This is a genomic window from Pseudomonas sp. NPDC086251 (assembly GCF_044746405.1).
In the GTDB taxonomy this organism is placed as follows: Bacteria; Pseudomonadota; Gammaproteobacteria; order Pseudomonadales; family Pseudomonadaceae; genus Aquipseudomonas.
Genome location: NZ_JBIVBY010000015.1, coordinates 138330 through 162578, shown reverse-complemented (window position 1 = coordinate 162578; position 24249 = coordinate 138330). Strand labels below are relative to the sequence as shown.

The 24249-nt window shown below is 57.4% G+C and carries 22 protein-coding genes and 2 pseudogenes; 17 read left to right on the top strand and 7 right to left on the bottom strand.

Annotated elements, in window-relative coordinates; translation table 11 throughout:
* The first annotated feature begins 39 nt into the window (after nt 1–39).
* Entirely contained in the window at nt 40–963 is a 924-nt protein-coding gene (locus ACIPL2_RS19295; RefSeq protein WP_401358622.1) for a sugar ABC transporter substrate-binding protein, read from the top strand.
* Nucleotides 964–1101: 138 nt separating this feature from the next.
* On the opposite strand, the gene ACIPL2_RS19290 is transcribed toward ACIPL2_RS19295, so the two are convergent.
* Nucleotides 1102–1413, bottom strand: coding sequence for a hypothetical protein (locus ACIPL2_RS19290; protein ID WP_401358621.1), 312 nt, complete (start codon nt 1411–1413; stop codon nt 1102–1104).
* 311 nt (nt 1414–1724) lie between these two features.
* Between ACIPL2_RS19290 and ACIPL2_RS19285 the strand changes: the two genes are divergently transcribed.
* The 3 genes from ACIPL2_RS19285 to ACIPL2_RS19275 all read left to right on the top strand — a co-directional run bounded on the left by ACIPL2_RS19285 (nt 1725) and on the right by ACIPL2_RS19275 (nt 3577).
* A complete protein-coding gene (locus tag ACIPL2_RS19285) occupies nt 1725–2009 on the top strand; it encodes a DUF1652 domain-containing protein (RefSeq protein WP_401358619.1) in 285 nt (94 codons plus the stop codon).
* Between the two features lie 115 nt (nt 2010–2124).
* Nucleotides 2125–2502, top strand: a complete 378-nt coding sequence (locus tag ACIPL2_RS19280) for a GFA family protein (protein ID WP_401358645.1) — start codon at nt 2125–2127, stop codon at nt 2500–2502.
* A gap of 157 nt (nt 2503–2659) precedes the next feature.
* Entirely contained in the window at nt 2660–3577 is a 918-nt protein-coding gene (locus tag ACIPL2_RS19275; RefSeq protein WP_401358617.1) for a GNAT family N-acetyltransferase, read from the top strand.
* A 102-nt stretch (nt 3578–3679) separates the two neighbouring features.
* On the opposite strand, the gene ACIPL2_RS19270 is transcribed toward ACIPL2_RS19275, so the two are convergent.
* Nucleotides 3680–4510, bottom strand: a complete 831-nt coding sequence (locus tag ACIPL2_RS19270) for an alpha/beta fold hydrolase (protein WP_401358615.1) — start codon at nt 4508–4510, stop codon at nt 3680–3682.
* A gap of 230 nt (nt 4511–4740) precedes the next feature.
* Between ACIPL2_RS19270 and ACIPL2_RS19265 the strand changes: the two are divergent.
* Nucleotides 4741–4815, top strand: a pseudogene (locus ACIPL2_RS19265) (MerR family transcriptional regulator); the annotation flags it as partial.
* Nucleotides 4816–4901: 86 nt separating this feature from the next.
* On the opposite strand, the gene ACIPL2_RS19260 reads toward ACIPL2_RS19265, so the two are convergent.
* Nucleotides 4902–5357, bottom strand: a complete 456-nt coding sequence (locus ACIPL2_RS19260) for a hypothetical protein (RefSeq protein WP_401358614.1) — start codon at nt 5355–5357, stop codon at nt 4902–4904.
* A 123-nt stretch (nt 5358–5480) separates the two neighbouring features.
* Here ACIPL2_RS19260 and ACIPL2_RS19255 point away from each other — a divergent pair, with 123 nt between their 5' ends.
* From ACIPL2_RS19255 to ACIPL2_RS19240, 4 genes and pseudogenes are all read left to right on the top strand, one after another.
* Nucleotides 5481–6614, top strand: a complete 1134-nt coding sequence (locus ACIPL2_RS19255) for an alanine--glyoxylate aminotransferase family protein (protein WP_401358613.1) — start codon at nt 5481–5483, stop codon at nt 6612–6614.
* Between the two features lie 270 nt (nt 6615–6884).
* Nucleotides 6885–7717, top strand: a pseudogene (locus ACIPL2_RS19250) (oxidoreductase).
* A 26-nt stretch (nt 7718–7743) separates the two neighbouring features.
* The gene (locus ACIPL2_RS19245) at nt 7744–8685 is read left to right on the top strand and encodes an AraC family transcriptional regulator N-terminal domain-containing protein (RefSeq protein WP_401358612.1); all 942 of its coding nucleotides are present in this window, start codon (nt 7744–7746) and stop codon (nt 8683–8685) included.
* A gap of 188 nt (nt 8686–8873) precedes the next feature.
* The gene (locus ACIPL2_RS19240; protein ID WP_401358611.1) at nt 8874–9704 is read left to right on the top strand and encodes a type 1 glutamine amidotransferase domain-containing protein; all 831 of its coding nucleotides are present in this window, start codon (nt 8874–8876) and stop codon (nt 9702–9704) included.
* A gap of 371 nt (nt 9705–10075) precedes the next feature.
* On the opposite strand, the gene ACIPL2_RS19235 is transcribed toward ACIPL2_RS19240, so the two are convergent.
* Nucleotides 10076–11026, bottom strand: coding sequence for an enoyl-CoA hydratase/isomerase family protein (locus ACIPL2_RS19235; protein WP_401358610.1), 951 nt, complete (start codon nt 11024–11026; stop codon nt 10076–10078).
* Between the two features lie 508 nt (nt 11027–11534).
* Between ACIPL2_RS19235 and ACIPL2_RS19230 the strand changes: the two genes are divergently transcribed.
* The 3 genes from ACIPL2_RS19230 to ACIPL2_RS19220 all read left to right on the top strand — a co-directional run bounded on the left by ACIPL2_RS19230 (nt 11535) and on the right by ACIPL2_RS19220 (nt 14022).
* Entirely contained in the window at nt 11535–12443 is a 909-nt protein-coding gene (locus ACIPL2_RS19230) for a LysR substrate-binding domain-containing protein (RefSeq protein ID WP_401358608.1), read from the top strand.
* A 107-nt stretch (nt 12444–12550) separates the two neighbouring features.
* Nucleotides 12551–13573 carry an LLM class flavin-dependent oxidoreductase gene (locus ACIPL2_RS19225; protein WP_401358606.1) on the top strand — a complete coding sequence of 341 codons (1023 nt, stop codon included), beginning with the start codon at nt 12551–12553 and terminating at the stop codon, nt 13571–13573.
* 11 nt (nt 13574–13584) lie between these two features.
* Nucleotides 13585–14022: a hypothetical protein gene (locus ACIPL2_RS19220; RefSeq protein ID WP_401358604.1), complete on the top strand. Its 438-nt coding sequence runs from the start codon at nt 13585–13587 to the stop codon at nt 14020–14022.
* Between the two features lie 84 nt (nt 14023–14106).
* Here the strand turns inward: ACIPL2_RS19220 and ACIPL2_RS19215 are convergent, their stop codons facing one another.
* The gene (locus tag ACIPL2_RS19215) at nt 14107–14841 is read right to left on the bottom strand and encodes a FadR/GntR family transcriptional regulator (protein ID WP_401358602.1); all 735 of its coding nucleotides are present in this window, start codon (nt 14839–14841) and stop codon (nt 14107–14109) included.
* 262 nt (nt 14842–15103) lie between these two features.
* Here ACIPL2_RS19215 and ACIPL2_RS19210 point away from each other — a divergent pair, with 262 nt between their 5' ends.
* Nucleotides 15104–16210 carry a mandelate racemase/muconate lactonizing enzyme family protein gene (locus ACIPL2_RS19210; RefSeq protein WP_401358601.1) on the top strand — a complete coding sequence of 369 codons (1107 nt, stop codon included), beginning with the start codon at nt 15104–15106 and terminating at the stop codon, nt 16208–16210.
* Nucleotides 16211–16314: 104 nt separating this feature from the next.
* Nucleotides 16315–17256, top strand: a complete 942-nt coding sequence (locus ACIPL2_RS19205) for an AEC family transporter (protein ID WP_401358600.1) — start codon at nt 16315–16317, stop codon at nt 17254–17256.
* Between the two features lie 356 nt (nt 17257–17612).
* Here ACIPL2_RS19205 and ACIPL2_RS19200 read toward each other — a convergent pair whose 3' ends face one another.
* A complete protein-coding gene (locus ACIPL2_RS19200) occupies nt 17613–18410 on the bottom strand; it encodes a response regulator transcription factor (RefSeq protein ID WP_401358598.1) in 798 nt (265 codons plus the stop codon).
* Nucleotides 18411–18532: 122 nt separating this feature from the next.
* Between ACIPL2_RS19200 and ACIPL2_RS19195 the strand changes: the two genes are divergently transcribed.
* Complete coding sequence (locus tag ACIPL2_RS19195) at nt 18533–19348, top strand: carbon-nitrogen hydrolase family protein (protein ID WP_401358596.1); 816 nt, start codon at nt 18533–18535, stop codon at nt 19346–19348.
* Nucleotides 19349–19473: 125 nt separating this feature from the next.
* Entirely contained in the window at nt 19474–20574 is a 1101-nt protein-coding gene (locus ACIPL2_RS19190) for a polyamine ABC transporter substrate-binding protein (RefSeq protein WP_401358594.1), read from the top strand.
* 323 nt (nt 20575–20897) lie between these two features.
* Here the strand turns inward: ACIPL2_RS19190 and mdeB are convergent, their stop codons facing one another.
* A complete protein-coding gene (gene mdeB / locus ACIPL2_RS19185) occupies nt 20898–23606 on the bottom strand; it encodes an alpha-ketoglutarate dehydrogenase (protein WP_401358592.1) in 2709 nt (902 codons plus the stop codon).
* A gap of 120 nt (nt 23607–23726) precedes the next feature.
* On the opposite strand from mdeB, the gene ACIPL2_RS19180 reads away from it, so the two are divergent.
* Entirely contained in the window at nt 23727–24200 is a 474-nt protein-coding gene (locus tag ACIPL2_RS19180) for an Lrp/AsnC family transcriptional regulator (protein WP_059405656.1), read from the top strand.
* Nucleotides 24201–24249: the final 49 nt, after the last annotated feature.

Here is a 24249-nt window from a genome sequence, read left to right as displayed (position 1 = left end):
AACGTGTTCAAAAAACAACAACAAAACCGGACTGAAACCATGAAAAAACGACTCCTGACCTGCTTCGTCGCCGCCCTCTTCACCTCCTTCGCACTCGCCGATACCCGCATCGGCGTCAGCATCGCCCAGGTGGACGATGTGTTCCTGGCGCAAATGCGCGACTACATGGCCGCCCACGCCAAGGAGCTGCCGGGGGTGACGCTGCAATTCGAAGACGCCCAGGGCGATGTGGTGCGCCAGCTCAACCAGGTGCAGAACTTCACCGCTCAGAGCATGGACGCGATCATCGTCAACCCGGTGGATACCGCAGCCACGCAAAGGATGACCAACGACGCGCAGAAGGCCGGCGTTCCGCTGGTCTACGTCAACCGCCGCCCCGACCAGCCCGAACTGCCGCCGGGCGTCGGCTACGTGGGTTCGGACGAGATCAAGGCCGGCGAAATGCAAATGCGCTACCTAGCGGAAAAAATGGGTGGCAAGGGCAACCTGGCGATCATGCTTGGCCTGCTCTCCAACAACGCCACCCACAACCGCACCCAAGGTGTGAAGCAAGTGCTCAAAAGCTATCCGGACATCCACGTGGTCGAAGAACAGAGCGCCGAGTGGCAGCGCAGTAAAGCCATGGACCTGATGAACAACTGGATTCTCTCAGGCAAAAAAATCGATGCGGTGGCCGCCAACGCCGATGAAATGGCCATTGGCGCGGCCATGGCCATCAGCCAGGCGGGCATGCACCCAGGCAAGGACATCCTGGTCGGCGGCAGCGACGGGGGCCCCGCCGGCCTGGACGCGATCAAAAAGGATCAACTCTTGGTGACGGTCTATCAGGACAATAAAGGCCAGGCCGTCGGGGCCATCGATCTGGCGCTGAAGATGATCAGGAAAGAACCCTTTGCCGCTGAGTTGACCATTCCCTATCAGTTGATTACCAAAGCCAACTATCAAGACTTCCTCACTCCTTGAATGAGCTGGGCCGCAGTCTCTGTCGTCAATGGGGATGACAAAAAGCACACACACGAACGCCACTCGATCGAGTGGCGTTTGTGTGTATTTTTAGCGGCTCGACATCGACATCCCATCACAAAAGCCCTGCTGCTTTGGCTAGCGAATGAGGCTCACGGCGGTCACACGGATCAGAATGTCTTCCTGTTGAAAACGCGCTTCAAGATCGCGCTTGTAGCGTTGCCACCACAGCCGGTTAACGGCTTCAACCATGACCTCATAAACGATGACGTCGTCCTCTGATCGTTCGTTGCCTTCCAGCAGCTCAATCCCTTTCGCCGGGTTGCGGGTGAACGCCGTCACGCCGCCGAACTGCTCGGCCAACTGCTCCCGTGCATGGCGAAAAAGCTCGACGGGCTGAGGTGTGCCATCGTTCGTGTTGAGCGGCAAAAATATCTCGATCAGGTGCATGATGGTTGCCTCCGCAGGTGGCCGTCGCGCGGCACGTTATCCTCGTTCACCACGCATTGCGCACCGATGAACAGGCCGATGGTAACGGTCAATGGGTATCATATTTCCCCCACTGTTGCGGCGCCAGAGTCGGCTGGCCCACCACCAGAGACCAAAAGGATCTAAAGCACCTGAGAGCACGGGTATACACTCATTGGCGAGCCCCTAGCCAATGTAAGTAGGTTAAGCCCTATCAAGCGCGTACCTTCGCGGCGCTTCCTCATTACTCTTCAGACAAAAGTCATTTGGCTGGCTCCGTCGAGACAAGCCCTATGCTGTCTACTTTAGAAATCCGCCATTTAGTGGAAGAGAGTTTTCTGCCCCTTCGTTGTGAATGCACCATCGACCCGGGAGAGGCGATGACGGTCCGGTTTTTCCACGACGTTTCGAATCAGGAAGTTCTGGTTGTCACCGGTATCTCGGTGGCTCAACTGTGTACCGGGCATGCCATCGAAAGCCTCGTCGCAGGGTTACGACAAGATCTTGAACTCGTCCCCTCCACTCCTGGCACTGGCTACACAGTGAGTTACCCCACTTCGAGATTGCCGCGTCGGTAACTTCTCCAAGACTGAAGGCCGTCAGTGCTTCAGCTCCCCGTTAATTAAGAGTGGAGATTGTATCAACTCGAGCCCCGTGATTAAGCTGTCGCCCTTTTCATGGATGGTCGAGATGATGACAGAGGTCTATCAGGGAAGCTGCCTCTGTGCAGCGGTCAGTTACGCGTTAAGTTCCACGCCCAAAGCCGTGAGTCATTGCCATTGCGGTCAGTGTAAAAAAGGCCACGGGGCGATATTCGCCACTTACGGCAGTGTCCCACGCAGCGATCTTCAAATCTTGAGCGGCGCTGCGGCCATCAAATCCTACTCATCGTCCGATGGGGTGCTTCGCCAATTCTGTAGGCACTGCGGTTCGACCTTGTTCTGGGCAAGGTCGACAGGCGAGTACGCCGATTGGACATCAGTCGCATTGGCCACGCTGGACACGCCCTTCACACCGCAGAAGCAACACCATGTTCATCTCGCCTCCAAGGTTGCGTGGTATGAGTACTGAAACCTGTCCATTACTGGAATAACCGCTTCGCAGTTGGTTGCAGGCGTCCATGACAGGCAGCCATCGGCCAGAAACGATCGAGGCAGCGGCCCCCCGCATTGACATATATGCCTTAGTCAACCATATAATTGCCAAAAGCAACTATATGGACATTTCCATGACTGGCCTCATTTTTGAGCGTGCCGAAACGGTACGCCGCTTTAACCGGTTCTACACCCGTCAGATCGGCGCCCTGCAAGAGCACCTGCTCAAGGCCGAATTTTCGTTGACTGAGGCTCGCATTCTTTATGAACTGGGTGCCAGTGCTGGCCTGAAGAGTTCAGACCTCTGTCAGATGCTCGGCCTGGATGCCGGCTACGTTAGCCGAGTCATCGGTGGATTCGAGAAAAAAGGCTTGATTGACAGGACCCGCTCGGCAAGCGATGCCCGTGCATCTCAAATCCAGCTCACCGATCCGGGTCGCACCGTGCTGGCCTCGCTGGAGCAAGCCGCTCGCGAGGAAGTCGTGGTGATGCTGCAAGGCTTGCCTGAGCCACAGCAAGAGCAATTGACCCAAGCCATGAAACGAATACAGGCACTGTTGGGCGACCAAGACCCTTCCTACCTCCTGCGCGATCCTAAAGCGGGTGATATGGGAATTGTCGTTCAGCAGCAAGCTCAACTCTATGCCCGCGAGTACGGATGGAATTCGGAGTTCGAAGCGCTGGTAGCAGAAATAGTCGCCAACTACCTTGGTGAATTCGATCAGTCGTGCGAGCGATGCTGGATCGCGGAAAAAGATGGCAAGGTCATTGGTTCGGTCTTTGTCGTCAGACATGACGAAACGACCGCCAAACTGCGAATGCTCTACGTGGATGCGAGTGCCAGAGGCATGGGCATCGGCAATCGATTGCTTGATGAAAGTCTCCGATTTGCACGGGATGCTGGTTACAAGAGGATGATGCTCTGGACCACCAGCGTACTTTGCGATGCTCGAAAGCTTTATCAAAAGGCCGGTTTTCAGTTGGTCGAAGAGGAACAGGTACACCGTTTCGGAAAAGATCTCGTCAGCCAGACGTGGGCACGGGATCTTTAGCGGCGTTGACCGCGAGGTCACGCAAAAGATACAGATCTACAGGTTGGGAGCTGTTGGCTGTCGTGAAGGCAGGGGCAGGATTTTACCCGCCCCTCCCGTCGCCTAACTTCTTACGAAAGCGAGCAAATCGGCGTTGATGGTATCGGCGTTCGTTGTCGGCATGCCGTGCGGATAGCCCGAGTAGGTTTTCAGCGTGCTGTTTTGCAACAGTTTGGCTGACAAGGGCCCGGAGTCTTCATAAGGCACGATCTGATCATCATCACCATGCATCACCAGCACGGGGATCGTGATGCTTTTCAGATCGTCGGTAAAGTCGGTCTGAGAAAAGGCCACGATCCCGTCATAATGTGCAATTGCACAGCCCATCATGCCTTGTCGCCACCAGTTGCGAATGATGCCCTCGGACGGTTTTGCACCTGGGCGGTTGTAGCCGTAAAAAGGTCCCGCTGGAACGTCATGGTAGAACTGCGCACGGTTGGCTTTGAGCTGTGCCTGCAAGTCATCGAACACCGACTTCGGCAAGCCGCCTGGATTGCTCGGGGTCTGCACCATCAGCGGCGGCACGGCGCTGATGATGACGGCCTTCGACACGCGGTCTTCGCCGTGGCGAGCAATGTAATGGATGACTTCACCCCCGCCGGTGGAGTGCCCCACATGCACGGCGCCCTGCACGCCAAGATGATCGACTACGGCCGCGACGTCATCCGCATAGTGATCCATGTCGTGCCCGTCCCAGACCTGACTGGAGCGCCCGTGACCGCGCCGGTCGTGTGCAATGACCCGGTAGCCGTTCGCCAGGAAAAACAGCATTTGCGCATCCCAATCGTCCGCGCTCAGTGGCCATCCGTGATGAAAGAAGATCACAGGGGCATCGCGTGGCCCCCAGTCTTTGTAAAAGATTTCGACACCGTCCTGCGTAGTGACATACCCCATGTTCGCATCTCCTGAATGAAATGGCGGTCATGATCAGCATCGTGTGCTGACCGTGCCCCGTATTGAACAAAGTGCAGCCCATCCAATAGGTGGTTCAGAGGGACTGGCCCTGGTTTGGTTTGCGCCCTCCCCTGAATGCCATGGCGCTTGAGCAACGCATGACCTGTGCGCTGCATCGCCGACAAATCACGCGAGTCAACGTTAAGGTCAATGGTTTTCCAGGGTGGAGTATGAGAATAGGCCAACTGGCGAAAATCGGCGGGATGGCGCCTTCACGCGTTCGATTTTACGAAGCGAGCAGCCTGGCGACTGGCTGATGCTGGCCGGATGACTGCCCGAAGCTTAAGGCGAAAAAAAGCCCGCTCAATAGCGGGCTTTTTAATCGGTTTCTTTATGAGGCGTGGCTCAAGCTCTTGCGGAATTCGTCCTCCAGCTTTCGACAAATATCTGCAATTATGCTTTTTCCGACTGCTGGGCCAGAGTAGCTGTTTAATTCCTCGTGGCATCGTTCGGAGGCATCACGGGCCTGCATACTTTCCTTGTCTTGCGATGTGTTGCTGACATAAAAGCCGAATGCTAGGTACAAGGTGATTGCGATAGTGATTCCGATGGCGATCTTGCCGACCCCGCCAATTCGCTTTTCTAACCGTATTGGCCACCCAGGCGGGATTCGTATTTTTTGCCTGAGGTCAGAGTGGCAGTGTTTACATAAAATGGCTTCAGCCATGATGACTTCTGCGCAATAGGGACAACTCTTTTTTCCAGCCTCCACAGATGAAACTCCTTTTTCAAAACGAGATTCTATCATTGGGTTTGCGGGGCGAAAGACAGCGTCGCTGTTTTCCACGGAAAAATCCTCCCGGCCATAAGCAGTCAGTGGCGTCGCCATTCAACCCCGAGCAATCTTGTCATTTGCCCAGGCTTAGGGCAGGGTCGATACCACGGACATCTCTGCCAAAGGAGTCACTCCATGTCAAAGCTATATCCCAGTATCGATCCCGAGGGGCTGGTCGAGTACTCAGTGGTCTACACCGACCGCTCGCTCAACCACATGTCGCAGTCATTTCAAGGTGTGATGAAGAACATTTCCAGGACCCTGAAACAGGTCTACAACGCCCAGGCTGTTGCGGTGGTCCCGGGCAGCGGCACATTCGGCATGGAAGCGGTGGCGCGACAGTTTGCTACCGACCAGCAATGCCTGGTGATACGCAACGGCTGGTTCAGTTATCGCTGGAGCCAGATCCTTGAGATGGGCAACATCCCGGCGGCCACCACGGTGCTGAAAGCCCGACCGGTCGACGCGGGTCGCCAGGCGGCCTACGCCCCACCCCCTCTGGACGAAGTACTGGCAGCCATTCAGGCGCAGAAGCCGCAGATTGTCTTCGCCCCACACGTTGAAACCTCATCAGGGATTATCCTGCCCGACGAGTACCTGCGGGCCGTCGGCGACGCCGTGCATGCGGTGGGTGGCCTGTTCGTGCTGGACTGCATCGCCTCAGGCACGCTGTGGGTTGATATGCACAAATGCGCGGTCGACCTGCTGATCAGCGCACCGCAGAAAGGCTGGAGCGCCTCCCCTTGCTGCGCCCTGGTGATGCTCAGTTCCTTGGCCCTCGAACGCATCGAACAGACGCAAAGCAGCAGCTTCGCCTGCGACCTGAAAAAGTGGCTGCAGATCATGCAGGCCTACGAACAGGGCGGACATGCCTACCATGCGACCATGCCCAGCGATTCCCTCGCACGATTCAACGAAGTGATGAAAGAGACGCAAGCCTACGGTTTTGACAAGGTCCGCGACGAACAACAGGCCCTGGGCGATCGGGTGCGCGCAATGTTGACCGGCAAAGGCTTCAAAAGCGTGGCCGCAGCCGGCTTCCAGGCCCCTGGCGTCGTGGTGAGCTACACCGATGATCCCGACATCAAGAACGGCAAGAAATTTGCCAGCCACGGCCTGCAGATCGCCGCCGGAGTGCCGTTGCAATGCGACGAGCCGGCCGACTTCCAGACCTTCCGCATCGGTCTGTTCGGACTCGAAAAGCTGCACAATATCGAGCGCACGGTCAGCACCCTCGAGCAGGCACTGGACGAGGTGATGGTTAACTAAGCCCTCATCTTGCCCGCAGCACATGCCGGACTGGTGAGTTCCAGGACGGCATCCTGCCCTGGGCACTGCCGGCCCAGGGCGCTGATCGTTGACGATTGGATGTCCTGTCAGAACCACAAGGGAAAGCCCGCGCACGCGTCTTGCTGACACGTGCGCCCTTCAGCGGTTCGGCCTGATAGGATCAGGCAATACTCAAATCCAATCCGGCATAGTCCGCCACCCCTCCTCGCCCTAGCATGGCCTCACCTTATATCGTCAGGAGTGCGGGCCATGAGTACAGAAAAAACCCTCTTCATCACCGGCGTCAGCAGCGGCTTTGGCCAGGCCCTGGCTAAGGAAGCTCTCGCCCAGGGCCATCGTGTTATCGGCACCGTTCGCAATGAAACCGCTCTGGCAACCTTCGAGGCACTATCGCCTGAGCGGGTCCATGGCGTGGTGCTGGACGTTACCCACTTCGAGACCCTCGACGCAGTGGTCGCCGCCGTTGAGGACCAGCACGGCCCGGTGGATGTGCTGGTAAACAACGCGGGTTATGGTCACGAGGGGATTTTCGAGGAGTCATCGTTGGCGGAAATGCGCCGCCAGTTCGACGTAAATGTATTTGGCGCAGTGGCAGTTACCAAGGCGTTTATCCCGTATTTTCGCCAGCGGCGGGCGGGACATATCCTCAATATCACCTCCATGGGCGGCTATATCACCCTGCCGGGCATTGCCTATTACTGCGGCAGCAAATTTGCGCTGGAGGGCATCTCGGACACGTTGAGCAAGGAGCTTGCACCCTTCAATATTTTTGTCACGGCCGTGGCGCCGGGGTCGTTTCGCACGGATTGGGCGGGCCGCTCGATGCAGCGTACGCCGCGCAGTATCAGTGACTACGATGCGAGCTTCGACCCGGTGCGCAAAGCCCGTGAGGAAAAAAGCGGCCATCAGCTGGGCGACCCGCAGAAAGCCGCACACGCAATGCTGAAGATTATCGCCAGCCCCGCCCCACCCGCTCACCTGCTGCTGGGCAGCGACGCCCTGGCCCTGGTGCGTGACAAGCTGCATCGGACGGCGGAGAGTATAAGCAATGGGAGGCGCTTAGCTGTTCTACGGACGGCTGAGCATAAATGTGGAGAACGTGCAGTCGATGGCGAAACCCAAGGACCCGAGCACAGCGCGTATGGTGCAGTTGATGGGCCAACTTGCGCCGTTGGAGGGTTACAACCTGAGCCCGCTGGATGATGTGCGTTTTCTGCGCTCCAACCGGCCGCTGACACGCACGCCGGTTTTGTATGAGCCGGGCATCGTCATCCTCTGCCAGGGGCAGAAGCGCGGCTATCTGGGTGATGAAGTGTACGTCTATGACGCCCAGCATTATCTGGTGGTGTCAGTGCCGGTGCCCTTTACGATGGAAACCGACGCTAGCGAGGCGGAGCCAATGCTGGCGGTGTACCTGCGCCTGGACTTCACCTTGGCCGGCGAGTTGATTCAGCAGGTCGATGAGGTATGGAGTTTCAGCGCGACTCAGCCTATGGGCATGTACGCCTCGCCCATGGACGAACCGCTGCGCCAGTCGACCCTGCGTTTTCTGGAAGTCATGTGCGACCGCACCGACGCGCAAATCCTCGGCCCGGCGATGCTGCGCGAACTTTACTACCGCATCCTTACCGGCGAACAAGGCGGCACCCTGCGCGCGGCCATCGCCCAACAGGGCCAGTTCGGCAAGGTGACGCGCGCCATTCACAAAATTCACAGCTGTTACCACGAACACCTGAATGTAGAAGCCCTGGCCCAGGAAGCGCAGATGAGCGTGCCCAACTTTCACCTGCACTTTCGCAAGGTGACCGATTCCTCGCCTATGCAGTACCTCAAGTCGACACGGTTGCACCAGGCGCGATTACTGATGCTGCGTAACGACCTGACAGCAGCCAAGTCGGCATTTCTGGTGGGCTATGAAAGTGCTTCGCAATTTAGCCGCGACTTCAAGCGTTTCTTCGGCCGCACACCGTTAGCGGAGGTGGCGTGGATGAAACGGACCTATGCGTTGCCGGCACCGACAACCCCGTCCCTCTTCGTGTCATCACACTGACCTGCAATCAGTCATTTCTGCTAACACAGAATTCAGTTGTGTTGCGTCGACCTGACCAAGCACTTCCAGGGCGTAAGTCGCAAATATTGATTACTCAATGTAATAAGTGAAATTCGATTCGGGGGCTCTATCGTTGTCTGCTCTAGTAATAAGATGGCTCCAACAAACCATTCCTACTGGAGAATCGCGTGAAAAAAACTATTCTTGCTGCCCTGCTAGCCGCTGCCGCTAACTATGCCAATGCCGGTACGGTATTGGTCGTACTGTCGGATCAGGATCAACTGGACCTGAAAGATGGCAAGGTCATGCAAACAGGTTTCTTCCTGAACGAATTAATGCAACCGGTGCAGACCTTCATCGCGGCGGGTCAAACCGTCGTATTTGCCACTCCTGGCGGCAAGGCGCCAACCGCGGACCAGAAATCCAATGATGTGAGCTTCTGGGGCGGCGATGAAAAAGCCCGTCAGGAAAGTCTCGCGCTGCTGGATACGCTTAAGCTGACCTCGAAGAGCGGCTCGCCGGCAATCAGCTTCGCGCAGGTTCAGAAAATCGGCTACGACAAGTTCGATGCCGTATTCGTGCCTGGCGGCCATATCCCGATGCAGGATCTGCTGAAGGACAAGCAACTGGGCCAGCTGCTGACCAACTTCCATGAAAAAGGCAAGATCACCGGCTTCACCTGTCATGGCACCATAGCCATGTTGTCGGCGCTCCCTGACGCGCACGGCTTTGTCTCCGCGCTGGAATCGGGCAAACATCCGGTAGCGCCAGCCAATTGGATTTACAAGGGCTACAAAGTCACCGCGTTCACCGACGCGGAAGAGGAGCAGGCCAAAGGTTTCCTCGGCGGCGGCCATATGAAATTGTTCCCGCAGGATGGTCTGACGGCAGCCGGTGCCAACTTCTCCGAAGCCAAGCCATGGAGCGAGAACGTGATCGAAGACCGTGAAGTCATTTCCGGCCAGAACCCGCAATCGGCCAAGGCAGTTGCCGTGGCCATGCTGGCGAAAATGAAGTAATCCTGGTCGGCGGTTCCGGGCACGCCGGGTCGTAGGTGCTGCGGGTCGATCTGCTTTGACTCCAGCACCACCGTCTATCCCGACACGCTGCAGACTCGAGTCGGAAGAAAGAACCCGCACATTCCGTCCAAGTCCAAGGACGACTTCGTAAACAAGTCAGCCCTGCCGATATCACTCCCTCATATGCTTACCAAGAAACGCCCCCACCAACCCGGCATCAGGAGACAGGGTTTTTTCTCCGATGCGTAGAGCGAATCCTGCTGCCGAAACGCAAAGCCACGATTTTTCGGGGCTTTGCGTTTCCAGCCGTCTGCAAAGTCAGCAACTAAATAGCCAAGGCGCAGACTCCTTTAGAAAAATGAGAGACAGGATCATTTTGATTCCTCACCCAAGGTGCCGGTGTAGTGAGCCAGGCGTTTCTCGACGTCGGCTTTCTTCTGCAACCCAAGCTCCATCAGTTGTTTGATACGGGCCTGCGCTGCTGGGCGTTTGACCGAGCCGATGAAACCATCCCATTCGGCGGCGATGGCTTCGTTCGGCGGCAGGCTGGCAGCATCGACCAGTCGCTTGATATCAGCAATCGACTGCTTGTCGAACCGCGCGATGCGCCGGGCCATGGTGTCAACGAACTTGTCGAGTTCGGCATCGGGCAGTGCGCGGTTGACGTAGCCGTAGCGCTCGGCGAGCTCGCCATTGATATCGTTGCCGGTCAGCAGCACTTCCAGTGCCCTCCCGCGCCCCATCAACCTTGGCAGTCGAGCCATGGGGCCACCTCCGGGCACGAGTGCGGCGCCAATCTCCCATTGAGACAGAATGGCCTTCTCGCGACTGGCGAAGCGCATGTCACTGGCCAGTGCCAGCTCACTGCCGACGCCGGTGGCGCGACCGCGAATCGACACAATCGAGACCACCGGAGCCTTGCTCAATCGCACCAGCATGTCTGGTAGGGGCGGCAGGCCGGTGGGGCCATTAGGAAGGCTGGTGGTGTCAGTCAGCGGGGGGACGAAGTCATAGTGGGTGAGAAAAAAATCCGGTACATCACTGTCGAACACCACGACCACCAGCTTCGGATCGGACTCGATGGCAGTGATCACCTCGTTCAGCTGCGGCATGGTTTCGGGACCGTAGATGTTGTACGGCGGGTTGTGAAACGTGACCCGCCAGTACTGGGGTGTGACCCGCGTGAGCTTGATTTCCTGCTTGACCGCGCTGGTGGGTGAGGCTTTATCGGTTGTTGAGGGGGAAGTCTCGCCAGCGAGCGCCGCGCCTGTCGTCGCCATACTGGCGAAAATCAGTGCAACCGAAAGCAACTGAAGTCTCATAAGAGTGTCTCCAGAGAAATGCCTGAGGGCATGCGAATTCCCGTTGAGCCACAGATGGCCTGCCAATTGATTGGGTCGCGAAAAGTCACGCCCGTTGCTCCGTTCCGTCGCGGGTCAACACATGAGCATGGGTTTCGTGCGCATGACCGAAATACGGCCCGACACGATCGGCAGTAGCGGCTGAAGTTGGCAGGTGGCTCGATGGACCGCGAAACACCGAGATCCAGGGGCGAAACGTGTCGCCTTATTCCGCCAGCGCCGAATGCTCAAGCGTAGCAGCGAATAGTTGGCTCGCAAGTCACGCATTCGGATGAGATCACCGACGGCAATAATCGGCCACTCAATGGCAATCAGCAGGGGATAATACTTGAATCGACAGCGCCTGGAGCTGTGTGGCACTCCCTCGTTGGCAAGGGCAATAATGTGTAATCGCGCGGCAGCAGCAAAAAAAATCTTTCGGGCTTTATGTCCCGCTACAACGTAAGTATGCACTGGAGTAAAGCTACCAATGGAAGCCAACCGATTCGGTGACATCGCTGCGTTTGTCTGCGCTGTGAAGGCTGGAAGTTTTACCTCTGCGGCCGCCTCACTTGGTCTGACCCGATCGGCTGTAGGTAAAAGTATCGCTCGTCTTGAAGGCCGGATGGGCGCACGGCTGTTAAATCGCACGACGCGCAAACTGAGCCTGACGGATGAAGGGCTGGTCGCCTATGAACGCTGGAAGCAAATTCTCGAGGACCTTGATGAGGTGGATGCAACCATGGCTTTGCGCCGTGGGCGACCGACCGGCACGTTTAAACTCACAGCCCCACTTTCCTTCGGCCAGCGTCATATCCTGCCGATTCTGGATGCTTATCTAAAACAATGGCCTGAGCTTCGCGCAGACGTCTGGTTTACTGATCGTTATGTCGACCTGGTAGATGAAGGTATCGACATAGCCATCCGCATTGGCACGCCAAAAGATGATTCACAACTATTGACCCGCACTGTGGGTTGGCAGCAGTTCGCAACGTGTGCCTCGCCGTCTTATTTGGCCCGTTGCGGCGTACCGCAAACACCTGATGATCTTGTCGGGCGTGACACCATCGCTTTCATCAGTGGCCAGGCCAGTGTCTGGCGTTACCAGACACCCACCGGCCTTTATTTATACGAACAGCCAGGTCGGCTGAACATCGACAGCTCTGAAGCCATGCGCGAAGCGGCGCTGACTGGCATTGGCCTGATTCACTTACCGACCTATATCACCGGAAACGACCTGCACGAGGGGACGTTGGTGGAAGTACTCAAACCTTACCGTTCACCACCCGACCCCATCCGGGTTGTCTACCCGAGCAAGCGCCAATTGTCCCCGCGCGTCCGCGCCTTTATTGACCTGTTGATTGAACGCTGGAAATCAGGAGTGCCTTGGGAGGCGTGAAAAATATTGGGGACTCAGTGGACCCTGTGAGGGTCTGTTGGTGTGGTTTATCCGAGATGAGGATTCAATAAATATGTCAGTCATCGTCACTCACCGAGACTACCATCATGACTTTCGCCACCCAACGCTCGCCACAAGTGCAACCTGCCGCCTTACCGACTGCCCATCCTGCGCTTGAACGTCACCCTGGCTTTCAACGCTTGTTTCATCCGCAGGCGCTGACGGTTGGCCTGATTTTGCCCCTCGAAACCCACGCCGGCCGAGCGGCACCGACCATGCGTGGTCATGTGGAAATGGCGCAACGCGCCGAGGCGCTAGGTTTTGGCGCGCTGTGGATGCGTGACATTCCTTTCTTTGACCCGGAGTACAACGATGTGGCGCACATCTTTGAACCCCTGGTTTACATCGGCTTCCTCGCCGCCGCCACACGCAGCATCGTTTTGGGAACCACCGGTATCGTGCTGCCTATCCATGAGCCCATGTATCTGGCCAAGCAGGCGACGTCCCTGGATCAGTTGAGCGAAGGGCGCCTGGTGTTGGGGCTGTCCTCAGGCGATCGATACAGCGACTACCCGATGCTGGGCATCGATTTTGAAACCCGTGGTGACCGCTACCGTGATGCCTTTTCGGTGTTTCGCACCCTGATCGAGAAGGACTTCCCGCGCTTTCGTTCCGAGCGATTCGGTGGCTCAAACGGCAATCTCGACCTGGTACCGAAGGCGCCGTATGGGCGCGTCCCTTCAATCGCTGTCGGCCAGGCGCAGCAAAGCATTGAATGGTTGGCCGAACACCTTGATGGCTATCTGGCCGGGGTGCAAAGCCCCGAGCGGTTGGCATCGTTGGGCGAGACCTGGCACGCCAAAGTGCGCGAGTTCGAAGGTCGCAACGCGTTCAAGCCGTTAGGGTTGGGCGGTTATTTCGACCTCAGTGATAACCCGGACCAGCCATTCCAGCGCATCCAGGGTGGCTTCCGGGCCGGGCGCAACGGCCTGCGTAACTACCTTGAGCAAGCGCAGGCAGCCGGTGTTTCGCATATCGCGCTCAACCCAAAGGTCAGTCGCCAGCCCTACGGCGAGATTCTTGACGAGATCGGCGAGCACATCTTGCCGCACTTCCCGTCACACGTTTGAGGCCCAACGCTGTGCGAGCGCAGATCGGCGTATCGAAGGTGGGAGTCCGTGTGTCTCCTTTTGCGCGCCTGGCTGATCTGCACGCGTTTGATGAAGAACAGGCGACGTGGCTCGCACTGGCCGGAGCGCTGTCCCAACGCGAGATTGCTTATCTGCACGCCAGTGATTTGGGGACGCCAGATTTTCAAAAAGCCATCCGAGCAGCTTATTACGGCACCTTGATCCTGTCGGGTGGCTTCACCCGTATAACAGCACAACAAGCTATTGATGAGGGGGTGGCAGACCTGGCGGTTTTCGGCAGACCATTCATTGCCAATCCTGATCTGGTCGACCGTTTGCGGCATGGTTGGCCGCTGGCCGATGCAGGTCGAGAAGCATTTTATGGCGGCGGCTCGCAAGGCTACATCGATTATCCTGCTTATTCGTCGCAAGACGCACAGCAGGCTTGATAGGTCGGGCGCGTGTATCAGGTACAGACAGGAGAGGCAGCTCACTTGTAGGATAACGAGACAACCGCCCTCCTCTAATCGATATTAGAAGAAATCAATTTCGTAGCCGAATCGGGACGCTGCACTGACTATATGCTGCCCCATGATCTGACGTGCCGCCGCCGCATTCTGATCGGTCAAAGCCTGCACGAGATCTTCATGCTCACCGCGTGCTGCATGTGGAATATTACTGAACACCGGGCCTCGTCGCGCAAAGTTCATGGTGATCAGTGCCCGCATCGGTTCGAGCACTGTGCGAATCATCGTCTCGAGATAGTCATTGCCAGACGCTGCGGCCACGGCCCGATGGAAGTCGAGGTCGGCGTTCACAGTGTCCAATGTCGGTTCGCCCACGTATTGCATTCGCAGAACCGCAGCCTGGATCGTTTTCAGCTTGTGCGGCGTCATGTGCGTGGCCGCAAGCGCGGCAGCCTGGCTTTCCAGGACTGCCCGCACTTCGAACATGTTGCGAATCGTATTGTCACCGTCCAGAAACGGCGCGCTATCGCGCTCGGGCGAAATCTCCGGCGACGGGACTGCGGCCGAGACGAATACGCCAACACCTTGGCGGGACTGGATCAATCCCTGGGCTCGAAGCGTGGCAATCCCTTCGCGCACGACGTTCCTGCTGACGCCGAAGTTTTGCGAAAGAAACTGCTCGGTTGGCAACCGGTCTCCTGGGCGTAGCCGGCCCGACGCAATCTCGTCGCTCAACGAACGAGCGATATGCTCAGCCAGATGAGGACGTCGCGCCACGGGTTGAACATTCATTTCACTCATTCTTTTCATCCCCTCCACTTGTCTTCTTAATCTACATCAGAAGACTTGTTCCCAACAGTTAAAACTGAATTTCACTGTAGTCGATAAAAATAAAAACCGATAAAAACATATAGTTAATCTGTATTTAGACCAAGGTCTAGCAAAAAGCAGATGTTGTTCTGTTGAAGGACAACAGGACGTCATGTACGTTGTCCTCAACCTGCCACGGGCGAAATCCGAAAATCGCCGCGCCAGCCATGCAACCTGCTTGAGGCGAAGTCCTATGAAAATTGCCAATATCGAAACCATTCCGCTTCGAATTCCTTTTACTACGGGTGGTCCGTCAGCCGGCGGGGTCTGGGGCCCGAAAGACCTGCAGATGGTCGATTCCCTGGTGGTCAAAGTCACCACCGACGACGGTATTGTCGGCTGGGGCGAAACCTTTGGCTTCACGGCGATACCAGCAGTGAAAGTCGTGATCGACACGATCCTCGCGCCTGAACTGATAGGTAGTGATGTCACGCGGCGCGAGAAATTGCAGGGCGACCTGCAGAAAAAATTCCACGTCTTCGGTCGCAGCGGCGCGTTCATTTATGGCCTGTCGGCGATTGACATCGCGTTGTGGGATATCGCTGGCAAAGCGGCCGGTCAACCCATCTACCAATTGCTGGGCGGCAGCGAGGCCACGTCGCTGGCCGCCTATGCAAGCTTGATCCGTTATGCCGACCCTGAACTGATTCGGGTCAATGTGCAGCGCGCGGTCAACAGCGGTTTCCGTCACCTCAAGCTGCATGAGGTGAATGCAGACGTCATCCGCGCCGCTTGCGAAGCCGCCGGCCCCGGCGTGGAGATCACCCTTGACGTCAACGCCCCGTGGTCGGTTCGGGAAGCGCTCGATATGACCGAGAAGCTACGTCCGTTGAATCTGCGCTGGATCGAAGAACCGGTGTGGCCGCCGGAAGACTATGCGGGTCTGGCGAGGGTGCGCCAGCACGGCGGCATCCCGGTTGCAGCCGGCGAGAACGCTTCGACGCTGATGGACTTCCAGCATCTGCTTGAAGCCGGCGCGGTCGATTTCATCCAGCCCAGCCCGGCAAAAATGGGCGGTATTACCGAACTGCAAAAAGTCTACGCGCTGGCCAATGCGCATGGAGTCACCGTGATGGTCCACGCCTTTTATGACGGCCCGGGCCTGTTGGCCGCCGTGCATGGCAGTGCCGCCCTCGGCGGCGCGAAGTCCTTGGTCGAATGGCGCTACTTCGATCTCGAAGCGCAGCTCTATGGCGACGCCATCATTCCGCGTAACGGCCGCATCGACGTACCTCAAGGACCGGGGCTCGGAATCGAGCCGGACCAGGACGTCATTCGAGACTACCGCTTCAAACCTTAACCGCAACGGCCGCCTAGCCATTGCCGCGTTGATCGAGGCCGCCGTATCGGCCTCGATCAGCCACGACGACATTCTTGATAAAAATAAATACGAGGATTGAGCACATGTTAGACAGAATCGTAGGGCCAATTCTGCCCGTCGCCTTTGTGATCGCGCTTGGCTACATCGCTGGCAAGCGCGGACGGCTTACACATTCGGACAGCCTGCTGATCAGCCGGCTGGTACTCGGCTGGATTTTCCCGGCACTGCTGTTTGTCGGAATGGCGAGCACGCCTCGTGAACAGCTCTTCGACTTCAAATTCGTCGCGGCTACGTTCATTGGCATCATGGGCATGTACACGATAGCGCTGGCAATTGGCTGGGTTACCACGCGTAATCTCAAGGTTGCGACGCTCAAGGGCTTTGTCAACGGTTACCCGGACGCGGCGTTCATGGGCATCCCGATCCTCGCAACGATGTACGGAGCCGGCAGCATTTATTCGGTGCTGGTGCTTAACCTGGTCGCGAGTCTGGTGATGATCCCCCTGACGACCATGTTACTCACCGTCGCCGATGGCAAGGGCAGTGGCACTCAGGCGTTCGTGTCGAGTCTGTCGGGAGCGGTACGCCGTCCGCTGATGTGGGCACCGGCCCTTGGCATTCTGATTTCGCTGCTTCAGGTCAAGCTGCCGCCGATTGCTGCGGAGTCACTCAATCTTCTCGGCAAGGCAACGCCTGGCGTCTCCCTACTGTGCCTGGGACTGATCATGTCGTCCGAGAAACTGAAAATGTCGGGTGAGGTGTGGGGCAACCTTGGGCTCAAGCTATTCGTTCACCCGGTGTTGATGTTCGCCGCCACTGTGGTACTGGGCACTCATGGTCTTTACGCCCAACAGATGATCCTGCTTTGCGCGCTTCCGTCGGCGACCATCCCGGCAATGTTCGCGAACCAGACCGGCGCCTATCAGAGTGAAGCCGCGACCTCCATCCTGGTGAGTACGGTGTTGTCGATTGTGACGTTCTCTTTCGCGATCTACCTGATTGATGGCGGACTTGCAGCAGCCTGACTGCTGGATCCGGATGGCGGGGTATGAGGCACTCGTGTCGAAATACCACGCTTGATTTTGTTCCAATTACCCCGGTTTTGAGGGGACACATCGCACGTAAGGCCAGATAAAGCTGTGGAAGTTGTAGTCGAGTAATGCTCGCTTTTAGCTAAAAAGACCACACCCAACCAGGCTTAGGTTCAATTTGGATGGATATGTGATTGGCCGCTTTGGGTCGGTTGCCGACCCTCACGACAGACAACAATCGGCCAGAAGCAGTCACTCACCCCAGGCATCTATCGGCCAAAAACAACCCACCGTGAAACGTAGGAATCGCCAATAGCTGTCTGTCTGAAGTGTTCTCCCGGCCAGTCGATTTATTCCTGCGCCTGAAGAAATAGTGAAAAAAGCTCGGACTGGGATCTGATGCCAAGTTTGCTGTACATGTGCTTGCGATGAACCTTCACGGTTTCGGTGGAAATCGACAGCTTGCGTGCGATCTCTTTGTTCGAGCAGCCGCTGAGCATCAGCCGGCCAACCTCCAGTTCACGAGCAGAAAGTGGTGTTTCCAAATGCTGAAGGGTGGACTCCAGTCGGCCTTGCCAACTTGGTGTCGGTGTAGCGGTCTGCTCCATTACCTGATGTTCGAAGGCCATACGCTGTCGCATCAGGGCGGCAACCCAAGATTGGATAAGGCTCAGCAGCGCAATTTGCTCAGGACTGAAGAGAACCTCGCTTCCCAGCGACAAGCAGAGGGTATGCTCTGCATCAAGTTGGACGTTGATGTGCACTTCATCGGCCACGATGTTGAAGTGAAAGTAGCGCTTATAGTAATCGGTGTGCTCGAAGCACTCCGGCGCCACGTCAGCCAGCAGAAATAAACCGCTCTGCGGCGCTTCCCGATTGGCCAGGTAAAAGGGGTCGAGCAGGTAAAGGCCTTTGAGGTAATCCTCAAAGAGCCTGTCCGGTCCGCCGTCCTCACCAGGACATTCGGCCAGCACCCTCGGCCGGTCATTACTGAAAACCAATACAACCCAGCTGTCCACCGGAATGTATTGATCCAGCAGACGCACCAACCCTAACCAGAAATTAGGGCGGTCCAGCACTTCGATCAGCCGGCCAATCGATTGATGCCAGGCTACATCCTGCAATGTCATGCTCGCCCTACTACCCATTCGAGGTTACCCCATCGACGTAATTACCTGCCGTTCTACGGCGCTCCATAATCCATCCCAGCCCTGGCGGGTGCTGTTCAGTTTGGCGTTTGCGAGCCCACTTACACGTCGAAGGATCACCAATGAAGATTGAACTCGTACAAATTACCGGTCGCGATGGCGATACCGCTTATAACCTGGAGCGTACCTTGCAGGCCATTGCTACCTGTGAAGTGGGCACCGATATGTTGATATTTCCGGAGACCCAGTTGATGGGCTTCTGTGACGCAACGCAGCTCGCTGAAGTCGCCGAACCCCTGAATGGGCCGAGCATGCAGGCCGTACAACGCGCCGCATGTGACCGGAACGTCTCGGTGCTAATCGGCATGGCCGAGAAGGCAGCAGGCACCTTCTATAACACCTCCTCGCTGGTGACTCCGCAAGGGATCGCCATGAGTTATCGCAAGACTCATCTGTGGCCGTCGGAGCGTGGCCTGTTCCAGCCAGGTGATCGGTATGTCACTGCACTTTGGAAGGGAATCCGCGTGGGCATCCTGATCTGCTACGACATCGAGCTGCCAGAAAGCGCCCGCGCCCTTGGCCAACTCGGCGCCGAGCTGATCCTGGTCACCAACGGCAACATGGACCCCTACGGCGCTGTCCATCGCACCGCGATCACCGCCCGCGCCCAGGAGAACCAGGCATTTGCCGTAATGGTGAACCGCGTGGGCGAAGGCGATGAAGGCCTCGTTTTTGCCGGCGGCAGTGCGGCGATTGATCCCCTCGGGCGCATGCTCTTCGAAGCAGGTCGCGAAGAGTGCCACCAGGTTGTCGAACTGGACTTTGACCTGCTGCGCACCGCCCGCCGCGACTATGACTACCTCAATGATCGCCGGCTTCTTCTGACTGGCGAACAGATTGAGCACACCGATGGCCGTCGGGAGTGGCTGATCCCCTGAGACTCGATCGCGACAAAACCGCTCTTGCGTCTTGCCGCCGAATTCGGCCCTGCCATAACAATCCACAATAAGCAGGCGTAGCGTTCAATCCTACGGATATGAAGCTACCGCTCTGGAGTATCCAGATGAAACCGATCCGCTTTTTACAACCAGTCCTGGCTTCGCTTTTCAGCTTGAGCTTTACCTGTGTTAACGCAGCCGAGCCCCAATTGCACATCTACAACTGGTATGACTATATCGCCCCGGACACTACAAAAAACTTTCTGAAAGAGACAGGCATCAGTACGGTCTATGACGTGTACGACAACAGTGAAGTGATGCAAAGCAAGTTAATGGCTGGCCGCAGCGGTTATGACGTGGTGTTCGCCAGTGGTGACGAGTTGCCGAACTTGATCAAGTCCGGCGTGCTCAAGGAACTGGACCGCAGCAAGTTGCCCAACTGGCCCCATCTCGCCCCGGACATCCTCGCCAAGCTTGACAGTAATGATCCTGGAAACCGCTATGCGGTCCCTTATCTCTGGGGCACCACAGGCATTGGCTATGACGCGGACAAAGTAAAGTCGATCCTCGGCGAGGACGCGCCTGTCAACTCATGGGACCTGATTTTTAAGGAGGAGAATCTGGCCAAATTGAGCCAGTGTGGTGTGGCGATGCTGGACGCTCCCAGCGAGATTGTTCCGACCGTATTGCACTACCTTGGATTGCCGTACAACAGCAAAGACCCGGAGGATTACAAAAAAGCCGAAGCGTTCCTGCTCAAGCTCCGTCCCTACATTCGCTACTTTGATTCCTCCAAATTCATTTCTGACTTGGCCAACGGAAACATCTGTGTAGTCCTGGGATGGGCTGGTGGAGTATACGAGGCTCAGACGACCTCCGAGCGTGTGGGCAACGGACGCAAGCTGGTCTACAGCATCCCGCGAGAAGGGGCCCCCGTTTGGTTTGAAAACATGGTGCTGCTCAATGATGCACCGCATCCACAAGAAGGATTGACCTTCATTAACTACATGCTGCGCCCCGAAGTCATCGCCGAGTCTTCCAACTATCTGGGCTATCCAAACGCAAACCATGACGCCACGGCACTTGTAGAAAAAAAGATTCGCGACAACCCTGGCGCTTATCCGACGAAAAAGGTTTTAGAAACGCTGTTCCCACTTGAGCCTTTGCCCCTGAAACTGGAGCGCGTGCGCACCCGAGTATGGACCAGGGTCAAGACCGGCGTTTGATTGGTTCATAGCGGGAGTGTTTGCTGGCAATCATCGCGCAATGCGCTAAAAGCCAGCATGTTCCTTCCGGCCCATTTTAGGGTCGACCAGTGCCTGTTTTGGTCCGATTTCTGTCAGCAGTGACAGGCAGCGATCGGCCAATTTCAACCAATGCTGACCGGCAGCTATGGGTCGAAAGCAGTCAGTCATGGACAGCTGCAATCCGCCAACACCGCTGCGCCGATTGCTTGAAAAAAGAGAACCGGAGGATGAGCGGGCAATGCCCGCCCTTCACTCTCGAAGATAACGCGACCTGTGCAGACGCCGAAAAATAAAGACGTGTGTCAGCAGGTCCACGAAGCCTGGCTCTCGCTGTCCAGTCCGTAGCGCTTGATCGCCTCGGCGCAGAGTTGTCGATCAACCGATCCTTCATCGGCAAGGGTCGCGAGGGCTGCCAACACGATGTGATGGCGATCGACTTCGAAAAAGTCGCGCAAGGCCGCACGGGTATCGCTTCGCCCAAACCCATCGGTGCCGAGTACGGTATAGCGTGATTGCAGGTACGAGCCGATCAGTTGCGGCAACGCTCGCACGTAGTCAGACACGGCCACCACCGGCGCGCCGCCGGGCAGGCATTCGTCAAGGTAGCTGGTGCGGACGTCGGCTTGCGGATGCAAGCGGTTCCAGCGCTCGACGTCCCGCGCATCACGCGCCAGTTCACTGAAACTGGTGACGCTCCACACCTCGCTCGCAATCTGCCAATCGTTGGCCAGCAGCTCGGCAGCGGCCAGGGCTTCGCGCAGGAGAGTGCCCGAGCCGAGCAAGCGTACCTTGCCTTTCGGAGTCGCCGGCTGCTGCTCATTGAAGCAATACATGCCGCGAATGATCGCCCGCTCAACGCCCTCGGGTAAGGTCGGTTGCGGGTAGTTTTCATTCATCAGGGTCACGTAGTAGAACTCGTCGACGTCGTGTTCGAGCATCTGGCGCATGCCATGGTCGAGGATCACCGCAAACTCGCCGGCGAACGCCGGATCGTAGGCGCGACAGTTGGGTACGGTGGCGGCGATCAGGTGACTGGTGCCGTCCTGATGCTGCAAGCCTTCACCGCCGAGCGTGGTTCGCCCAGCCGTGGCGCCCAGCAGGAAGCCACGGGAACGTTGGTCGGCTGCGGCCCATATCAGGTCGCCGACCCGCTGGAAGCCGAACATCGAGTAGTAAATGTAGAACGGCAGCATACGCAGGCCGTGGGCCGAATAGCTGGTGGCGGCGGCTACCCAGGAGCTGATGGCGCTGGCTTCGCTGATGCCTTCTTCGAGAATCTGCCCGTCGGTGGCTTCGCGGTAGCTGAGGATCGAGCCGATGTCTTCGGGCTCATAACGTTGGCCCACGCTGGAGTAGATGCCGATCTGCTTGAACAGGTTGGCCATGCCAAAGGTGCGCGCTTCGTCGGCGACAATCGGCACAATGCGCGGGCCCAGTTGCTTGTCCTTCAGCAGGTTGCTGAGCATCCGCACGAAGGCCATGGTGGTGGACATTTCCTTGCCCTCGGCCTGAGTGGCGAAGCTGGCATAGCTCGCAATCGGAGGCACCGGCACGGCGGCGGCCGTGCGGTTGCGCACCGGCATGTAACCACCAAGAGACTGTCGCCGCTGATGCAGGTAACGCATTTCGCGGCTGTCGTCAGCCGGTTTGCAAAAGCTTAATGACTCGACCTGTTCATCCGACAGCGGCAACTGAAAGCGGTTGCGGAAAGCGATCAACGCTTCGCGGTCGAGCTTCTTTTGCTGATGCGTGGTCATCTTGCCCTGCCCCGCTTCGCCCATGCCGAAGCCCTTTTTGGTCTGGGCAAGAATCACCGCCGGCTTGCCCTCTTTCTGGCTGGCGGCAAGGTACGCGGCGTAGATCTTGATGATGTCGTGGCCGCCACGTTTGAGGCGGTCGATCTGCTCATCGCTCAAGCCGTGGGCCAGCCGCGCCAGGGATGCGCTTTGGCCGAAGAAATGTTCGCGGTTGTAGGCGCCATCCTTGGCGGCGAACGTCTGGAATTGACCATCGACCGTCTGCGACAGCGTGCGCACCAGCGCGCCATCCTCGTCCCTGGCCAGCAACGCGTCCCAGTCCGAACCCCAGACCACTTTGATCACGTTCCATCCAGCACCGCTGAACAACGCTTCCAGTTCGTCGATGATCCGTCCGTTGCCGCGCACCGGACCGTCAAGCCGCTGCAAGTTACAGTTGACCACCCACGTCAGGTTATCCAGGCCTTCACGGGCGGCCAGGGTCAGCGCCGACATGCTTTCCGGCTCGTCCATCTCGCCATCGCCAAACACCCCCCAGACGTGCCGGTCAGTGGTGTCTTGCAGGCCACGGTGCTGCAAGTAGCGCATGAAGCGCGCCTGGAAAATCGAGCTGATCGGACCGATGCCCATCGAACCGGTGGGGAACTGCCAGAAGTCCGGCATCAACCAGGGATGCGGATAGCTCGACAGCCCTTGGGCACCGGATTTTCGCGCGGTGATTTCCTGGCGATAGTGCTCGAGATCGGTTTCGCTCAATCGCCCTTCGAGGAACGCGCGAGCATAGATGCCCGGCGCCGAATGAGGCTGGAAGAACACCAGGTCACCATCGAAGACGTCGTTACGCGCCCGGAAAAAATGGTTGAAGCCCACCTCGAACAGATCCGCTGCGCTGGTGTAACTGGCGATATGCCCGCCGAGTTCGCCGTACGCCCGATTGGCTCGGACCACCATGACCAACGCATTCCAGCGCATGATCGAAGCAAGGCGTTCTTCCGTGGCGAGATCACCCGGGAACAGCGGTTGCTGCGACACTGGGATGCTGTTGACGTAAGACGTGCCCCGGCGCGGCTGCCAGCCAACGGATGGATCACGGGCCGCTTCAGCCAATTGGTCGAGCAACCGCCGCGCATGCTCGGGGCCGCGAGTGGCCACCAGCGACTCCAGGGCCTCACGCCATTCGCGCAGCTCGTCGAGATCGTTCTGGGTCAGGGGGGCGGCGGTTGCATCGGGTTGGTTGGAATGGAAACGGCTCATAGGCACCTCCTCGCTTTTTTAATAGTCTATGCCGAGGCCCGCAGCTTTTCTGATCGTTATGCAGATCCACTTCGATCATTGGCGGCATAAAACACTGTCCACCCTAAAAGTAGAAGCACAATGAACTTCGACGGTATTGACCTGAAGATCCTTCGAGAGCTGCAAAACGACAGCAGCCTGTCCAATGTGGAACTGGCCAAGCGGGTTCACCTTTCGCCCTCCCCGTGCCTGGCTCGGGTCAAGGCGCTGGAAGCCTCCGGTTGCATTCGCGAGTACGTGGCGCTACTGGCGCCCGAGGCGCTGGGCTTGCGTTTGAATGTGTTCATCTCCATCAGCCTCAAGCAGCAAGGCCGAGAGTCTTTGCAGAATTTCGAACGCACTATCTGCGAGTGCGACGAGGTCATGGAGTGCTATCTGATGACCGGTGATGCCGACTATTTGATTCGCGTCGTGATGGCAGACATGCAGGCGTTGGAGCATTTCATCATCGAGCGACTGTCGCCTATGCCGGAAGTCGAAAAGATTCGTTCCAGTCTGTCGTTGAAACAGGTCCGCTATAAAACCGCCCTGCCCTTGAGAAAAGAAAACGGATAACCGCTGCAAGAACGCAATCAGCCAGAAGCGGCCAGTCAGCGTCGACTGA

Coding starts and splice junctions, on each gene's coding strand:
- ACIPL2_RS19215 (WP_401358602.1), bottom strand. CDS start 14,841: ATGAGTGAAATGAATGTTCAACCCGTGGCGCGACGTCCTCATCTGGCT.
- ACIPL2_RS19285 (WP_401358619.1), top strand. CDS start 1,725: ATGCTGTCTACTTTAGAAATCCGCCATTTAGTGGAAGAGAGTTTTCTG.
- ACIPL2_RS19230 (WP_401358608.1), top strand. CDS start 11,535: ATGGAAGCCAACCGATTCGGTGACATCGCTGCGTTTGTCTGCGCTGTG.
- ACIPL2_RS19255 (WP_401358613.1), top strand. CDS start 5,481: ATGTCAAAGCTATATCCCAGTATCGATCCCGAGGGGCTGGTCGAGTAC.
- ACIPL2_RS19225 (WP_401358606.1), top strand. CDS start 12,551: ATGACTTTCGCCACCCAACGCTCGCCACAAGTGCAACCTGCCGCCTTA.
- ACIPL2_RS19210 (WP_401358601.1), top strand. CDS start 15,104: ATGAAAATTGCCAATATCGAAACCATTCCGCTTCGAATTCCTTTTACT.
- ACIPL2_RS19195 (WP_401358596.1), top strand. CDS start 18,533: ATGAAGATTGAACTCGTACAAATTACCGGTCGCGATGGCGATACCGCT.
- ACIPL2_RS19280 (WP_401358645.1), top strand. CDS start 2,125: ATGACAGAGGTCTATCAGGGAAGCTGCCTCTGTGCAGCGGTCAGTTAC.
- ACIPL2_RS19270 (WP_401358615.1), bottom strand. CDS start 4,510: ATGGGGTATGTCACTACGCAGGACGGTGTCGAAATCTTTTACAAAGAC.
- ACIPL2_RS19290 (WP_401358621.1), bottom strand. CDS start 1,413: ATGCACCTGATCGAGATATTTTTGCCGCTCAACACGAACGATGGCACA.
- ACIPL2_RS19190 (WP_401358594.1), top strand. CDS start 19,474: ATGAAACCGATCCGCTTTTTACAACCAGTCCTGGCTTCGCTTTTCAGC.
- ACIPL2_RS19200 (WP_401358598.1), bottom strand. CDS start 18,410: ATGGGTAGTAGGGCGAGCATGACATTGCAGGATGTAGCCTGGCATCAA.
- ACIPL2_RS19245 (WP_401358612.1), top strand. CDS start 7,744: ATGGCGAAACCCAAGGACCCGAGCACAGCGCGTATGGTGCAGTTGATG.
- ACIPL2_RS19275 (WP_401358617.1), top strand. CDS start 2,660: ATGACTGGCCTCATTTTTGAGCGTGCCGAAACGGTACGCCGCTTTAAC.
- ACIPL2_RS19295 (WP_401358622.1), top strand. CDS start 40: ATGAAAAAACGACTCCTGACCTGCTTCGTCGCCGCCCTCTTCACCTCC.
- ACIPL2_RS19235 (WP_401358610.1), bottom strand. CDS start 11,026: ATGAGACTTCAGTTGCTTTCGGTTGCACTGATTTTCGCCAGTATGGCG.
- mdeB (WP_401358592.1), bottom strand. CDS start 23,606: ATGAGCCGTTTCCATTCCAACCAACCCGATGCAACCGCCGCCCCCCTG.
- ACIPL2_RS19205 (WP_401358600.1), top strand. CDS start 16,315: ATGTTAGACAGAATCGTAGGGCCAATTCTGCCCGTCGCCTTTGTGATC.
- ACIPL2_RS19180 (WP_059405656.1), top strand. CDS start 23,727: ATGAACTTCGACGGTATTGACCTGAAGATCCTTCGAGAGCTGCAAAAC.